The organism is Thermodesulfovibrionia bacterium (assembly GCA_030646035.1).
GTDB lineage: Bacteria > Nitrospirota > Thermodesulfovibrionia > UBA6902 > UBA6902 > JACQZG01.
Map to the genome: position 1 here is coordinate 23,454 of JAUSMY010000023.1, position 16,119 is coordinate 39,572.

At 46.8% G+C, this 16,119-nt stretch carries 13 protein-coding genes and 1 pseudogene; 6 read left to right on the top strand and 8 right to left on the bottom strand.

The genetic code is table 11. The annotated features are described in order from the left end of the window. Window position 1 precedes the first annotated feature (1 nt). Genes Q7U10_03010 through tsaB form a run of 7 tightly spaced genes read right to left on the bottom strand, consistent with a single transcriptional unit; the run spans window position 2 to window position 7,266 of the window. A complete protein-coding gene (locus Q7U10_03010) occupies window positions 2–847 on the bottom strand; it encodes a M48 family metallopeptidase (protein ID MDO8281586.1) in 846 nt (281 codons plus the stop codon). A 10-nt stretch (window positions 848–857) separates the two neighbouring features. After that, window positions 858–1,355, bottom strand: a complete 498-nt coding sequence (locus Q7U10_03015; GenBank protein ID MDO8281587.1) for an SH3 domain-containing protein — start codon at window positions 1,353–1,355, stop codon at window positions 858–860. After that, window positions 1,352–3,043, bottom strand: a complete 1,692-nt coding sequence (locus Q7U10_03020; protein ID MDO8281588.1) for a CHASE2 domain-containing protein — start codon at window positions 3,041–3,043, stop codon at window positions 1,352–1,354. The genes Q7U10_03015 and Q7U10_03020 overlap by 4 nt, the downstream gene beginning before the upstream one ends. Before the next feature lie 54 nt (window positions 3,044–3,097). Continuing rightward, a complete protein-coding gene (locus Q7U10_03025; GenBank protein MDO8281589.1) occupies window positions 3,098–4,951 on the bottom strand; it encodes a sugar phosphate nucleotidyltransferase in 1,854 nt (617 codons plus the stop codon). Further along, the gene (locus Q7U10_03030) at window positions 4,944–6,119 is read right to left on the bottom strand and encodes a DUF1343 domain-containing protein (GenBank protein MDO8281590.1); all 1,176 of its coding nucleotides are present in this window, start codon (window positions 6,117–6,119) and stop codon (window positions 4,944–4,946) included. Before Q7U10_03030 ends, Q7U10_03025 begins: the two co-directional genes overlap by 8 nt. Further along, window positions 6,119–6,568: a ribosomal protein S18-alanine N-acetyltransferase gene (rimI, locus tag Q7U10_03035; protein ID MDO8281591.1), complete on the bottom strand. Its 450-nt coding sequence runs from the start codon at window positions 6,566–6,568 to the stop codon at window positions 6,119–6,121. Before rimI ends, Q7U10_03030 begins: the two co-directional genes overlap by 1 nt. Beyond that, entirely contained in the window at window positions 6,565–7,266 is a 702-nt protein-coding gene (gene tsaB, locus Q7U10_03040; GenBank protein MDO8281592.1) for a tRNA (adenosine(37)-N6)-threonylcarbamoyltransferase complex dimerization subunit type 1 TsaB, read from the bottom strand. The genes rimI and tsaB overlap by 4 nt, the downstream gene beginning before the upstream one ends. A gap of 77 nt (window positions 7,267–7,343) precedes the next feature. Here tsaB and glgP point away from each other — a divergent pair, with 77 nt between their 5' ends. From glgP to recN, 5 genes are all read left to right on the top strand, one after another. Continuing rightward, window positions 7,344–9,056 (top strand): alpha-glucan family phosphorylase, encoded by a 1,713-nt coding sequence (gene glgP, locus Q7U10_03045; protein MDO8281593.1) that lies wholly within the window; start codon window positions 7,344–7,346, stop codon window positions 9,054–9,056. Window positions 9,057–9,078: 22 nt separating this feature from the next. Then, a complete protein-coding gene (locus Q7U10_03050) occupies window positions 9,079–10,425 on the top strand; it encodes an ATP-binding protein (protein ID MDO8281594.1) in 1,347 nt (448 codons plus the stop codon). 69 nt (window positions 10,426–10,494) lie between these two features. After that, window positions 10,495–11,976 (top strand): cytochrome c biogenesis protein ResB, encoded by a 1,482-nt coding sequence (locus Q7U10_03055; GenBank protein MDO8281595.1) that lies wholly within the window; start codon window positions 10,495–10,497, stop codon window positions 11,974–11,976. Continuing rightward, window positions 11,973–13,076, top strand: a complete 1,104-nt coding sequence (gene ccsB, locus Q7U10_03060) for a c-type cytochrome biogenesis protein CcsB (protein ID MDO8281596.1) — start codon at window positions 11,973–11,975, stop codon at window positions 13,074–13,076. The genes Q7U10_03055 and ccsB overlap by 4 nt, the downstream gene beginning before the upstream one ends. Before the next feature lie 126 nt (window positions 13,077–13,202). Beyond that, window positions 13,203–14,897, top strand: coding sequence for a DNA repair protein RecN (gene recN / locus Q7U10_03065; protein ID MDO8281597.1), 1,695 nt, complete (start codon window positions 13,203–13,205; stop codon window positions 14,895–14,897). 24 nt (window positions 14,898–14,921) lie between these two features. On the opposite strand, the gene Q7U10_03070 is transcribed toward recN, so the two are convergent. Further along, entirely contained in the window at window positions 14,922–15,311 is a 390-nt protein-coding gene (locus Q7U10_03070; GenBank protein ID MDO8281598.1) for a hypothetical protein, read from the bottom strand. Window positions 15,312–15,534: 223 nt separating this feature from the next. On the opposite strand from Q7U10_03070, the pseudogene cysE reads away from it, so the two are divergent. Continuing rightward, window positions 15,535–16,041, top strand: a pseudogene (gene cysE / locus Q7U10_03075) (serine O-acetyltransferase). The last annotated feature ends 78 nt before the right edge of the window (window positions 16,042–16,119 follow it).

Sequence of the window (16,119 nt, forward strand, 5' to 3'; positions counted from 1 at the left end):
ATTATTTCTTTTTCAGCTTATAAAAACGGGCTGAGACGGTCGCTCCTTTCAGGTCATCCAGTTTGTAACCCATTGACTTGTCAAGACGGCTGAGGCGTTCATCCGGAAGCGGATGTGTCTTGAATAGGAGCTTTACGGAATCATCCTCTTTGCTGTAATGTCCCATCTGCTGCAGCACTTCGGCAAGGGCGTACTGGTCATAGCCTGCCCTTGCTGAGAGCACAACCCCCATGCGGTCTGCTTCATATTCAGCGTTCTTGTCCAGTCCGCGAGCCACTACTTCAGCCCCGCTTCCGATAAGTCTTTGCACGAGCTCGTTGTCCTGCCCTATCTCCCGGCTGAGCAATTTAGTCCCGAAGTCCATGACCTTTGCCTGCTGTATTACACGGTAGTGGTGTTTCCTTACAACATGTCCGATCTCGTGTGCCAGCACTCCGGCAAGCTGCGCCTCGTTTTGCAGTAACAGGTAAAGCCCCTGTGTAACGAATATATAACCTCCTGGCATTGAAAAGGCATTGACATCGCCGCTCTCTATCACACCGAAATGCCACTGGAGGTCAGGCCGCTCGCTCTGGTTTGCTACCCACCTGCCTACGCTGTTAACGTACTTCTGCAAGGCATTGTCCTTTACCAAAGGCGATGCCCCAAGAAGATTGCCCGCGATCTGACGGCCGACTGCGATCTCTTCTGTATCCGGGGAAGAAGAAACCCCTTTATTTTGTCCGGTCTTTGTGTCCAATACCTTGCCGATCCCGTTCAGCAATTCCTTGCCCAGGTCAAATCCGTAAACAAAGGGAGATAAGATAATGCACATGCCTAAGACTAAAAAAACAATTCGTTTAAACATTTGTCTTCTCCTATTCAGACAGATAAGCCACGCTGCGCGCTTTAAGCTGCGCCTTTGCGGCAAACTGTTCTGCATCTTTTTTATTGACAATGAACGATTCTGCAAGCTCAAGTTCTTTTGCATTAAACTTTGCGTTCTTCAGGTCTTCTTCATTGAGGCCGCGGATGCCGGTTGATGAGACCACATTTCCGGTCCCGGCCCTTCCTGAAGCCAGCGCTAAGACGCTTGACGTTTTTGTTCCTGAAGCAGATGTGCCGCTGCCGAGGCGTATGCTCAACATTCTTACCCATCCTTTTTTAGGAGCTGAGATCAGCATCCAGCCCCCGTCCCTTTTGACAATGGTCACCTTGCTGCCGGAAGCGAGTGAGCCAACCGTCTTTGCGTCCCGAAAGGGTTCAGCCTTTATCACATCTGCCTTAATAGCAGAGCCGGTCTCGGCTGTCAGGCCTGTCTGCACCGTAAGGCAGACCAATAATCCTGCAAAAAACAACTTTGTTAAAGTTCTCATACTTTTGTCCTCCCCGCTTCGTTCAGGCGCATCAGCGCCTCGCCAAAAAGCAAGACCCACCCGTCCCTGGCATGCTCGCCTCCGTCAATTCTCCCTTCATGAAAAATAACCGACATCACTCCCGCCTTCCAGCCTTTTGTCTGCCGGAGTTCAGCAGACGCCTCTTCCACTTCTTTTACTTCTTCCCTGATAAGGCCCTTTGTTCTTTCATCATTAAACCCGCATGTCCATGATACAGCTATCGTCCCCTCAAATAAACCCCATATCCCTTTCTGCGAGCCCTTCACCGTCTCTACATTCTTCGCCTGTATCCCGTGTTTTTCAAGACTATGGCGTATAGCTGCAACCGCTCTTTCTCCTGAGGATTTCATCTCTCCGCCGGTTTGTATCAGCATAAGCGCCGCATATAGCTCCCCTTCAGACGCCACAGAAGACATGACAGCGCTTTTTTCAAGAATCTTTCCGGTGGAAAAGTAATATATTTTTGCGCATGTAAAATAGGCAACTCCAAACATGACAGGCCCGGTCAGGTTTATATATGTGGTCATCAGGTTGATGCTTGCGTATGAGATCCCGATAAGCATGAATTGGGAAGCCCCGAAGATGCGTGCGAGCTTCTCCTGCCCGACATTTTTAAAAAATGCTATAGTCGTGCCCCAGATGATCAGGAGGGCGAGCAGAAGATTTGAAAGCCCGGTGTTGGGCACACGGAGATAATCGTCATGTTTGAGGTTGTCGATCGCAGTCGCGAGTATCTCCACCCCGGGATGAAGGCTGTCCATGGGCGTGGGTTTTACATCAAAAAGCCCGGCTGCCGTGGAGCCGATAATGACGATCTTACCGGTAAACTCGTCCTGCGGCCGTTTGTGGTACTTGCTCGTCATGTCCCAAAATACATCGGCAAAGCCTGCGTAATGATAAGTAAAAGGCTTGCCGCGCCAATTGATAAGGATATCATCTCTATCCGGCAGCTTTATCCCAAGCCATGTTACAACGCGCGCAGGCAGGGATGGAATGAGCCAGCCGTAATCCTTTCGATGCACAGTATATTGACGTGCTACCCCGTCACTGTCGGGATATATATTGTTGATGCCCAGCCGTCCGCCCTTGATAGCCGCTTCAAAGAATGGCAGGACAACAGCGATCGGTTTGTTCTCCGCAATCTCACCTGGAATGCGTGTTGTGCCGGGGATATGTTCAGGAAGGATGCTGCTTAAATTGTCATTTTGAGGGTCAAGGCGAAGGACTGTGAAAAATGTGTTATCGGTCTTATTGACGGCGTCATTAAAATAAGCGTCGCTGTCAGGATTGTACACATCAGGGTCAGAGAAGAGGATATCAAAGATAACAGCCTTTGGGCGCTGTTTTTCTATCTGCTCAAGAAACTCTCCCATGACCTGCCGCGGCCATGGCCATCGGCCGTATTCTTTAGCCATAGCAGAAAGGCTCGCCTCGTTAATGTCCACTATAACGATATCAGGATCAGGTTTGCTGACCACGATCCTGTTCCTTATCATAAGGTCAAAGGATGCCTGCTTCATCTTCGCTGTCCGGTTCAACAGAAGGCTGTCAGCTAAAACAACGAACGTAAAGACCACGGCAAGGTAAAGGTAAACGTAGGAGCTTGCCTTCAGTCGCCTGCTTATCTTAATCCACAAACTCTGAATGATATCTGTGAGCCAGTTCATTAATTAGATTCTACACCAAAAAGCAGGGAGAAGAAGGATTTTACAGCTTTTATCTTATAAATTATTCACGAGTTTATAAAGCGCAGGAAATTCATCTTCAAAAAGTTCAATATCTTCCTTCAGCAACCTCACGCACTCAGGCACATGCTTGAGAAAATACTTCTTCCCTTTCACAACAGAGAGAAAACCATAGGCTCCAAGCGCCTGCATATGTCTTTGAAGACGGGAGTAATTCAAGCTTGTCTTGAAAATATTCACATCAAACTTCGCGTCCGCAGTTTTCATACCATCTATGTAATATTTCAGCAGCCGCTCCCTTAACCCATCATCAAGCCGATAATAAGGATCCCAAAGCATTGACGCGATATCATAGGCAGGCGGCCCCATTCTTGCGCCCTGGTAATCTATCAGTCTTGGAACGCCTCCCTTTGTGACCATGATATTCTGCGACTGGAAATCACGGTGTATCACAGTTTTTGGGAAAGAGTCAGACCTTACTGCCAAGTCATGAAATTCTTTACCCAGTGCGGCTGTATCATAGACCTTTATCTTTTTTAGGCCTTTAATGAATCGTTCAACAAAATATCCTGTCTCCCACCTGAAGTGTTTATAGTCAAAGACCCTTGACGCGAGTGCGGGAAGGCCTGCAATATCCTTTGTCGCATCGTTATGAAGCAGCACGAGCATCGCAAGTATCTTTTTGTATATCTTCTCTATCTCTTCTTCTTCACGTTTGCATTTCAGCCAGTTATAAAGCGAGGTGTCTCCGAGGTCTTCAAATACTGCTATCTTCTTTTCGTGAAAGATCTCCCGGAGCGCAGGCACGGGGATGGAATGTTTGTGAAAGAAGCGGGTGTATTCGATATGCCTTTCAAAATCAGGGTCGTCTATCGGGCACTCCATCAGCACTGATGTCTTCCCGTGTTTTCGTATCCTGTAATATGTCCTGTCAGATCCGCCCGTGCCGATAAGTTCGCGGGTATCGTCACCTGATGCGGGGCTGCCGAGGGCTATCTTAAAACCATGGCCGAGAATATAGTCTTCACACTCAGAATCATCTTCCGCCATACCACCGGAGAGGATGATGGTGTTTTTCAGCAGAGCACCGCGTCCCAAGGTAGCTCCATCCTCTATCACAACATAACCATCTATATCAGCGTCACCGCATCCGCTTACAGAGGGATGCAGATATATCATCTCGCCTTCTTTTTTAAGCATCTGGAAGATCGCTTCGGCATATCTTGCAGGAGTGCCTATATCATTCCAATATGAACCGCTTACATCAAAGGTGCCGACCTTGTGTCCTTTTTCAATCGCATTAAGCCATCCGTCCACAAGGCTTGATGCGCCTGAAGGAAGCAGTTTGAGAAAACCGGGTTCATAAAGAGAGATGCCGGTATATGCCAGCCGTTTCCACTTCTCAGGATCAGGCTTATCAGGTTTGCCTACACGTTTCACAAATCCATTTTTATCTACATAAACAGTATTGAATTCAGGACAGTCATGCACTGCAAGTGTGACAAGATTCCCTGAATCAATGTGATGCCTCAGTAATTCCTCAAGGTTTATGTCTGAAATGATGTCTGAATTATGAAGGAGGAAGGTTCTCTCGCTGAGCAGCGTTTCGGCATTTTTAAGCGCCCCGCCTGTGCCCAGAACCATCTCTTCCTGAAACATTGTGACCTTCTCAGAATAAAGAGAGCCATCGATCCAGTTCTTAATAAGATCTTTTTGATAATGCAGGTTCACGCCTATCTTTTTTATGGGTAAGGTAGAGACACGCTCAAGCACCCTTTCAAGGATCGGTCTGCCTAAAACAGGGACAAGAGGTTTGGGTATCTGGTTTGTTATCGGCCTCAGTCTTTCACCAAGGCCTGCTGCGAGGATGAATGCGTTGATCTTAGTCATATAGCAGATATTTTCTTCTTACACTTCTGTTGAAGCTGATACACTCTTCTTTCCACCACTTTTCCATATTCTCAAGCGAGATGCCTTTCTCAATATCCTTGCGCAGCCTGTTTGTTCCGGCAAGTATGTCTATAGGCATCTTCTTCTTTTCATATTCGTACGGAGGCCTTTTCCATTTAAATTGTTTTGGATACAGGTCATGCGATGCCTTCAGTATCGCAATTCCTGTCTTGAACGGCTTAAAGGTATTTTTATTTGTAACATGTATCTGCGCGCCTCCGCATAACTTGCCCGCGTGTTTTTGAAATGTCGGTTGAAAGTACATCGGCCTGAAGACAACACCGGGCAATTTGAACTCGCCAAGCTTTTTTATAAGCAGATCAGGATCAATGAACGGCGCGCCAAATATCTCAAAAGGCCGTGTTGTGCCGCGGCCTTCGCTCAGATTCGCAGCCTCAAGAAGGCACATGCCGGGATATACAATTGCCGTATCAAGGGTCGGCATATTCGGAGACGGCATAACCCAGGGAAGGCCTGTTTCATCAAAGTCCATCGTTCTCTTCCAGTTCTGCATAGGGATAACATGAAGATCTAATTGAGGGTAATATTTATCTTTAAGGTAAATAGCAATCTCGCCTACCGTCATGCCGTGGCGCACAGGCAATGGACGCTGTCCGACAAAGGATGTGTAATTAATATCCAGCACAGAGCCTTCAGTAATGCTGCCGCCCAGAGGATTCGGCCTGTCAAGGATCACAATACTTTTACCCTCTTCAAGGCATGCCTGCATACAGAGTTCCATCGTCCAGATGAATGTGTAATATCGCGCGCCGACATCCTGAATATCAACTACAAGAGCGTCGACATTCTTTAACATCAAAGGTGTGGGCTTTCGGGTATCGCTGTAAAGGCTGTAAACAGGGATGCCGGTCTTCTCATCCTTAAACCCCTTCCACTCGATCATGTTGTCCTGTGTCTCGCCGCGTATCCCGTGCTGGGGGCCGAAGAGGGTATTTAACTTCACCTTGCGTGATCTTTGGAAGAGGCTTGCGGCATGTTCAAGCCTCATATTCACAGATGCCGGATGCACAAGCAGTCCGACATCGGCGCCAGCGAGCGGCTTCGGCCAGTATTTCTCAAATATATCAAGCCCGGTTCTTACTGTCATTATTGCAGTTCTTCCATTTCAAGACCCATCAGGATCGCGTCTTCAACCGGTTTATGGTAATAGTGTTTCCTTCTTCCTATAGCTTTAAAACCGTGTTTTTCATAAAGCCTTACGGCAGGAGATGATTCCCTCACTTCTAATGTTATATAATCTACATCTTCCTGTGTATGCCGCAGTTCATCTAAAGCGCTGTTAAGAAGTATGCTTGCGATGTTCTCTCTCCTAAACGCAGGCGTCACGGCAAGGTTCAGTATATGCGTGATATCTGCAATGGTCCGCATGCATATATATCCGGCGATATGGTCATCAATGACAGCTACCTTTAAGATAGCATCTTCCTCCATCAGCTCGTACTCGAAAGATGCCATGCTCCACGGTGTGGTGAAGGATTCCTGCTCTATGCTGTAAACCTCGTCCAGGTCGGCAAAGTCCATGTCTCTGATGATCATGCTTTCCAACGTATCTCTGCCTCAGCTTTTCTTATATAGAAAGGTGTAAGACTGATAGGGTCGGTCTCTATTCCGGCACTTAATTTTTCGAGCGCTATCTCTGCGACACTCGAAGCAGAAGGCGACATGAAGGATGAAGATGGAAAGAAGGCGTCAGCTTTTAGAATTTCAGAAATGATGTCTTTATATTTTATCGCTCCATCTCCCATGAAGATAGTCGGGCCTTTTATTGTTTTTATAAATTCCACGGGTTCTATGGCTGTTTCAGGTATGATCTTCATGCAGGTGTTGTTTTCCCATTTGTAGAGCGCTGTATATACCTCGTCCTTTCTTGCGTCAAGCATCGGGCATATATTATAAGCAGAGAACGGAAGCCTTCTTGCCATAGCATCAAGAGTTGAGACCGGCACGATCGGTTTCTTTTTTGAGAAGGCGAGGCCTTTTATAGTGCTGAGGCCTATCCTCAGGCCGGTAAAGGAGCCGGGGCCGATGGATACGGCAAAGGCATCTATCTCGTTTATCGAAACATTGGCACTCTTCAGAAGCCATGCGATGTAATCCATCACTCTTTCAGCGTGAGCTTTACTGACATCCAGCTTCACCTCTCCGATAAATGCCTCTTCATCTGCAATAGCGATACTGCCTGCCTTTGTTGCTGTCTCAAGCGCAAGAACCTTCATGAGGGTTAGTTTAACCAAAAGCTGAATTAGAGTAAACCCCGGGATGATATGGCCGGAACCGTTTGTTCAGTATAAATCTGCTATAATATTTCTCTATGTCACTGCTGGAAAAACATATAACTGAACCGAAGATAGCCTATTTTTCAATGGAGATAGGCATAAGGGATGAGATACCCACATATTCCGGCGGGCTCGGTGTTCTTGCAGGCGATACGGTCAAGTCGTCTGCTGACCTTAAACTTCCCTTTGTCGCGGTCACGCTTATAAGCAGAAAAGGGTATTTCCGCCAGGAACTCGACAGCAGCGGCCGTCAGACAGAGTACCCTGCCGTATGGGAGCCGTCAGACCTTCTGGTCAATACCGGGGAGAAGGTTACTGTTCAGATCGAAGGACGGGATGTCCGCATAGGGTCATGGGTATATTTTGTGAACAGCCCTACAGGCGGCATCGTCCCTGTGATATATCTTGATACAGACCTGCCTGAGAACAGCACGGATGACAGGACATTGACCGACCATCTCTATGGCGGCGGGGACAGCTACAGGATAAAGCAGGAGGTGATCCTCGGGATCGGCGGGGTCAGGATGCTGTGGAAACTGGGATTTAAGATAAAGAAGTATCACATGAATGAAGGCCACGCGGCATTTCTGACGCTTGAACTGCTGCAGGAATATAAAAAAGATATAGAATCGGTATGGGACGAATCACAGATCTGGGATATTAAAACAGTAAAAGAGTTGTGCGTTTTTACAACACATACGCCTTTGGAAGCAGGCCATGACAAGTTCTCTTATGAGCTTTACGATAGTGTGTTCGGCAGCTATTTCCCGACAAAGATGCTTAAACAACTTGCCGGTGAGAAGAATGTGAATATGACGCTTCTCGGCTTTAATCTGAGCAATTATGTAAACGGGGTTGCCAAGAAGCACGGTGAGGTCTCACAGGGGATGTTCCCGGGTTATCATATAAACGCCATAACGAACGGCGTGCATTCTTTCACGTGGACATGTGAGAGCATGAAGAAGATATTTGACAAGTACCTGACCGGCTGGGCAAATGAGCCTGAGATATTTGTCAGGGTAGGCTCCATACCTGATGAAGAGATCTGGGCCGCGCACTCCGAAGCGAAGAAAAAGCTTATTGATTTTGTTAATTCTGTTTCAGGCGCCGGCATGGACCATGAAACTCTCACAATAGGGTTTGCAAGAAGGGCCACCGCGTATAAAAGGGCTGACCTCTTATTCTCTGACTTGAAACGGCTTGAAGATATCGGCTCCGGCAAGATACAGATCATCTATGCAGGCAAGGCCCACCCGAAGGATAATGTCGGCAAGGAATTGATCCAGGGGATATTTTCTTCCATAGAGAAGCTGAAGGGCAAGATAAAGATAGCGTTTGTTCAGAACTATAATATGGAGATAGCGCTCAAGCTTGTCTCAGGGGTTGATGTATGGCTGAATACTCCGCTAAGGCCGCTTGAGGCATCCGGCACGAGCGGGATGAAGGCGGCTCACAACGGGGTCCTGAACTTCAGCGTCCTTGACGGCTGGTGGATAGAAGGCCATATAGAGGGATTTACCGGCTGGGCGATCGGCCCCGCTCCGACCGGAATCGGCCCGGAGAACAACATAAACAAGATAGATGCGGATGATCTTTATTATAAACTCGAAAAGATCATCATCCCTACTTATTATAACGACCGCAAGACATGGATAAGGATGATGCAGAACGCGATAGGCAAAAATGCCTACTACTTTAACAGCCACCGCATGATGAGAAGGTATGTGACAGAGGCTTATATAAGATAGGATCTTTTTATTACATTTCAACATGAGAAATATCAACCACATATTTGAACGCATTGAGAACAAGAAAGGCGATTATTTCAGATATAGTTTCACACACACAGAGAATAGCGCCTTAAAGACATTCTTTGACATTTCTCAGGAGTTGGACGATATTGAGGATTTTTATGACTTATGCGTGGCCATCCCAAAAAGTTTCTTTAATCTGGAAGCCTGCCTTTACGTTATTGACCCTAAACTAGGCTTCATGAGGCTTGTCTCAAAGACAGAAGGCCTGGAAACCGAACTTCTATCGCCTGTTCCTGAATATTTAGCCCCGAGAGAATATCCCTACCACACTGACAGTAAAAGCCTGGTTATGACTATCCGTGGGAAGAGATCATTGATCGACCAGCTTCCTTTTCATATTGAGGATGATGTCCTCGGGCTGCTCCAGGTATTTTATGATGAGAGGATCGATCAGCACGGCGAGCTCTTTTTTGTGAAATATGCCAACCGCATCGGGTTCAATATTCACAACAGGTTTCTGGTTGACAAGAACATTGAACACCTGAGGTTCATCCGCTCGCTGGTTGCTGATATAGAACATAATATTATAGTTCCCAATATGGTGTATAAGCTCTTTCTTAAGGGGCTAAGAAGGAAGATAGAGAAGAACATAGAGATGGAGATGTCCCTTGCTGAAAAGGTATTTTCAGGCAATATGGATAGTGACTGGATGGAAAACCACCTGCAGGAACTTGCGGATGTAAATCAGGGCTTGATCACAGAACTTGTGAACATTGAAAAGCATTTCAAGAACCTGAGCCTCTTTATTGAGACGCTCTTTAGAAAGAGCCATTTTGACGAAGGGCAGCTGACGCTCCGGACAAAGCCCTGCAATATAAAGAAGGATGTTGTGCAGCCTCAGTTAGAGCGTTATATCGATCAGTTTAAGAGCATGGGCATCTCAGTAGATGACCGCTTCAGCGGCATACCTGACGCAGAGACCATAACTGTTGTGGATATAGGGCTCATAGCGCAGGTATATGCAAATCTCTTCTCCAATGCTGTCAAATACACGCAGGAAGTAACAATTGATACAGGGGAAACCAAGAAGTATATATCATACGGCTGGGAGATAATTCATGACTTCTTCGGGCAGGGAATAAACGGCATCAAGCTGAATGTATTCAGCACCGGCCCGCATATTGATGAGGCAGAGCGCGGGAGGCTATTTGAGGATACTTTCCGCGGAAACAATGCGTCTGACAAGCCCGGGACAGGCCATGGCCTGGCGTTTACAAAAAATGCCGTTGAGATACACGGCGGGGTAGTGGGTTACGAGCCCACCCGCTACGGGAATAATTTTTACTTTATTTTGCCGAAATAATGCTGCTCCCGTCTGAAGTTGACTTCAATAAAATATTAATGCTAATTTAACAACTCAGGAGAAGAGATATTGAAAGAGCAGGAATCAGGCCTATTACAGAAAATCTGGAACTTTTGCGCTTCTATTAAGCTTGCCATAGTAGTTCTGCTGCTGCTTGCCATAACCTCGATCGTCGGGACCGTTTTACCTCAGGAGGATGCCAAGGCCATCCAGTTTCTGGCGAAGGTAGTCGGGGACAATACAGCGCCAACCCTTTATAATATTTTTGTTACGCTCGACTTTATGGACATGTACCACGCATGGTGGTTCAAGCTTCTCCTTTTTGTCTTCTGCATAAACCTTATAGTATGCTCGCTCGATAAACTGCCAAGGGTATGGCATATAATCCAGACCCCTCTCCATCCGCTTGAGGAACATGTAATAAAGAACCTACAGATAAAGAAAGAACTCAAGGTTAAGGCGAGCATTCAGGTTGCAAGAGATGAGTTCCTGAACACCCTGAAATCAAAGAAGTACCAGCCTCTTGAAGCAACCGAGGGTGATTCAGTCCAGATGTATTCACAGAAAGGAAGATATACCCGCCTTGGAGTATATATTGTGCATTTGAGCATCCTCCTTATTTTTGTCGGCGCCCTGGTCGGCGCTCAATTCGGGTTTGACGGATACCTGAACCTTCCCGAGGGCAGCTCATCAGGTTCAATATATACTTTTGACGGGAAGACGATACCTTTGGATTTTATGGTCAAATGCAACTGGTATAACACAACCTATTATGAGGGAAGCTACAGGCCGCAGGAATTTCAAAGCGAGCTGGTTGTCATAGAAGACGGCAAGGAAGTCCTGACAAAGGCTATTGAGGTCAATGACCCGCTTACATATAAAGGGATCACATTTTATCAGTCCAACTATGGAAGCGCCCTGCAGATGTACCCGAACATCTCTTATTATCCGTCCAGCTTCGGCAAGATACCCATCGGATTGGGTGCGTTCATTCTTAATATGACCCCCGAAGGAGGCCAGCCGCAGACCATCAGGCTTCAATACGGTGAGTCTTTTCAGATCCCGGGCACAGGGATAAAAGGTACTATTGCAGACTTTTCACCTGCTCTCAGCCGTGACCCTGGTACCAATATATTATATACATTTGATGATCAGATGATGGAGCCTGCGATCGCAATTCAGATCGAGGAACCGGGCAAGGCTCCATATACCGGCTGGTTCCTTCAGCGCCATCCTGAGACATGGCTCCTGGACGGAGGGCACAGTATCGAGTTTGTGGAATACTGGGGCATGGAGTATACAGGGCTTCAGGTCTCAAAGGACCCGGGAGTATGGATTATTTATTTAGCATGTATTATTATGAGCTTAGGCCTTTATGTCACATTCTTTATGAGCAATAAAAAGATATGGGTCAGGCTCGTAAACGAAAAGAATTCCGTCAGTATCCTGATCGGGGGTTCTGCCACAAAGAACAGGCTCTCTTTTGAGCAGGAGATAGAAAGCATATTATCTAAGACCTCTGAAGCGATCGAGGCAAGGAGCACAAAATGAGCAGCACTTTCTTTGGAATATCAACGGGATTATATTTTATAGCCATGGCTGTTTATTTCAGCTATGTCGGTTTCAGAAAACCAGGTATAGCTGTTGCAGCCAGCGGCATTACCATGCTGGGTTTTTTAAGCCAAACCATTGCCTTGGCTCTAAGGTGGCGTGATTCCTTTAACTTCTGGACAGGTGGAGTGCCTGACTCAGGAACGATCGAGTCTGTTTTAAGAAGTGCCCCATTGAGGAATCTTTATGAGTCGCTTATCTTCTTTGTATGGGCGTTGATAGCCATGCACCTGCTGACCGAGTTTAAATACAAGAACCGCTCTCTCGGCGCTTTTGTCCTTCCTGTTGCAGCTCTTGCGCTTGCGTTCATAGATGTATCCGGAATGTCCACAGAGATCGAGCCTCTTGTGCCTGCGCTTCAGTCAAACTGGCTCCTCTTCCATGTCTTTTTGAGCTTCATAGGCTATGCTGCTTTCGGCGTCTCTTTCGGCGCTGCTACAGCGTACCTTATCATGATAACTGATTCCAGGAATGAGATACCCTATATCTTCGGCAGCGTTGTCATAGGGATATTTCTCGTTGTGCTTATTGCCATGGGCATTGACTATGTGAACCTTTCATCTGTACAGCGCGGGCAAATGCTGCAGAGCTATTTCCTTACAGCCACATTCAAGAGCACATCCGGATTCATGATGGCATTAAGCTGGGTTGTAGGGACAATATTTATTGCGGCAGTATGGAGGTTCGGACTCGGGCTTAAGAAGGTTTTAGGAGGCCTTGACCTCAGTGTCAACATGCTTGATGACATGACTTATAAGAGCATCGCTGTAGGTTTCCCTCTCTTCACGATCGGCGGGGTCATAATGGGCGCGATCTGGGCGAACAGCGCATGGGGAACATACTGGAGCTGGGACCCGAAAGAGACCTGGTCTCTCATAACATGGTTTGTCTACGCAGTCTATCTCCACGCCCGCCTCGTCGCAGGCTGGAGAGGCAAGAAGGCCGCAGTACTCGCCATCATCGGCTTTGTAGCTGTTATCTTCACCTATCTCGGCGTTAACCTCGTACTCTCAGGACTTCATTCATACGGAAGTTCATAAATATTATTCCCCGCTTCTAAAAAAATCATAACTCCCCTTTACCCCCTCTTATCTTAAGAGGGGGAGAGGCAGAGCCTGGGGGCGTTATTTGATTCCTTAATTTATCCCCCTGTTGTAAAATACCTAATGCTGCGTGAGCTTCGAATAAAAAACCTCGCTATCATTGAAGATGCTGCTGCTGAGTTTGGGCCAGGGCTGAATGTTCTCACAGGCGAGACAGGCGCGGGCAAGTCAATCATAATATCTGCCTTATCACTTGCTCTCGGCGAAAGAGCGACGAGCACCATCATCCGCAGCGGAGAAAAAGAGGGGACAGTTCAGGCCTTCTTTGATATCAAACCCGGAGCATTTAATAAATCTGTAGAGACATTCTTGCGCGACTCAGGCGTCGAGGCTGATGAAGGCATCATCCTTACGAGGAATATTTCATCCACCGGAAAGAGCAAGGCGTATATCAATGATTCCATGATCAATCTTCAGACGCTCTCGGATGCGAGCAGTGCTCTCATTGATATCCATGGACAGTTCGAGCACCAGTCTCTGCTTGCGGCGGAAAAACAGCTTGAGCTTCTTGACCTACACGGCGGGCTGCATAAAGAGCGGCAGGAGGTTTCAGATCTCTATGAAAGGATGAGCGGGTTGAGGCAGAAGATATCCGCGCTAACTCAAAAGGATAAAGAGAGGCTGCAGAGAATTGATATGCTCCAGTTCCAGATAAAAGAGATCGAGTCAGCCGGTGTTAAAGTTGGAGAAGAAGAGGAGCTTGAGGAGGAGACAAAGATACTCAGCAGCGCGGTGCGTCTGGCTGAGCTTGCGAACCGGGCTTATGACTCTCTTTATTCTCTGGATTCTGCCAGTATCACAAATCTCTCTTCAGTGATCAATGACCTCAAAGAGATATCTGTCATAGACTCACGCGCTGCAGAGGCGCTCAAGTCGGCAGAGGAGGCGATGCCGCTTCTTGAGGAGGCTTCATACTTTCTCAGGGACTATAAGGATGGGATCAATTTTGATCCCGCAAGGCTTGAGGAGGTTCAGGAGAGGCTTGAACTGATAAAGAGGCTGAAGAAGAAATACGGCGAGACACTTCAGGATGTTATTGATAAGAGAGAGAGCGCGCTGATAGAGCTTGAGGAGCTTCAGCATTCTGAAGAGATGCTGGACAGTCTTAAAAAAGAGCTTGATGACTCTAGGAATAGGCTGACTGAAAAGGCGCATGAGCTTTCAAAGAAGCGGAAATCGGTTGCGAAAAAACTTGAGCCGAAGATCATAGAGGAACTTTCAAAGCTCTCCATGCCTGACACTCAATTCTCCATAAGCATCGCACAGCAGCAGGGTGATGATACGGCAGACGGCTTTAAAGTGACATCAATGGGAATCGATGATATCGAGTTTCTCATATCTCCGAATGTCGGCGAAACGCTCAAGCCGCTCTCAAAGATAGCATCCGGAGGCGAGCTTTCAAGGGTGATGCTTGCGCTAAAGGGCATCATGTCTGACGGCGACAATATCCCTGTCTTGGTATTTGATGAGATAGACGCTGGCATCGGGGGCAAGGCAGCTGAGACTGTGGGCAAAAGGCTGAAGGACCTTTCATCCATGCATCAGGTGATATGCATAACGCACCTTCCGCAGATAGCATCTTACGCCGATATCCATCTCAAGATAGAGAAGAAGACGGAGAAAGGCAAGACCAGGGTCAGGATAAATCGGGTGGAGAAGGATGCCCGGGTCGAGGAGATCGCCCGTATGCTCAGCGGTGAGATATCGGATGTGTCATTGAAGCATGCGAAAGAGATGCTTAAAGCAAAACAGAATTAACCCCGGTCGGTGTTGATGCTTTTGTTAAGTGTTCACTATGATTTCAGTTTCCCAGAATTTCTTTTTCCTTTTCCATGCGTCAACACCTAGTTCATTACAAAATTTCATGTATTCTAATTCTCTCGATCTGTTTTGTTCACTTTTATTGCCAATGATTTTGTCAATGACTGGATTGGTTACTCTGCCGTCTTTTGTATTACTTCCGATATGGTCGTTCATATTATTGTTTTTGTATCCTATAAATCTGCTAGGCGCAAAATGGATATTTTCATCATTCATGTAAACAATAAAACATGCGCCACGCCGTATAATTTCCTTATAAAATTCAGTATACCTTGCCTCGTTGCTATTTCGGTATTTTTCTAAAGTGAGCAAGTTAGCTTTCAAATCATCAAGAGACTCGATAAGAACCATAATAGTTTCTCCTTTTTATTATTTGCACATAACCAGTTATCAGATAGTCAACTGGATAATAACAAGAATCTATAGCCGGGTCAATAAAATAAAATTGTGCTAGCACCTCGGAAAATTACTTTGAAAGATAGAAACCTCAGAGTGAATTTAAAATGAGATGGAGCCTTAATACTCTTCCAATCTTCTTCTGACTACCGGAGACTTTTATAGTATAATACCGTTTATGGGATTCTGGGGTGATGTGCGTAAGGACTTTAAGACGGTCTTTGATATGGATCCGGCGGCAAAGAACCGGCTTGAGGTGATCCTTGCTTATCCCGGTTTTCAGGCGATAGTTCTGCACAGGTTGAATCACAAACTTTGGAATGCCGGAGTGCCAGTACTCCCTCGGCTTCTGGCAAATCTTGGAAGGATACTTACTGGAATCGATATACACCCCGGAGCAAAGATAGCCGGAGGATTTTTTATTGACCACGGCATGGGAGTCGTTATCGGCGAGACATCAGAGGTCGGCGAGAATGTGCTCATATATCAGGGGGTGACGCTTGGCGGCACAGGCAAGGAGAAGGGGAAGAGGCATCCGACATTGGGCAATAATGTTGTCGTCGGCGCAGGGGCAAAGATACTTGGCGCGATAACTATCGGCGGCCATGTAAAGATAGGCGCCAACTCTGTAGTGCTTCACTCTGTGCCTGAAAACTCTATTGTTGTTGGAGTGCCGGGCAGGGTGATAAAGAGGCGGGTCGTAAAGATACTTGATGAAGGGCCTGTTGAGATGCTTGACCATGTGCACCTTCCTGATCCTGTT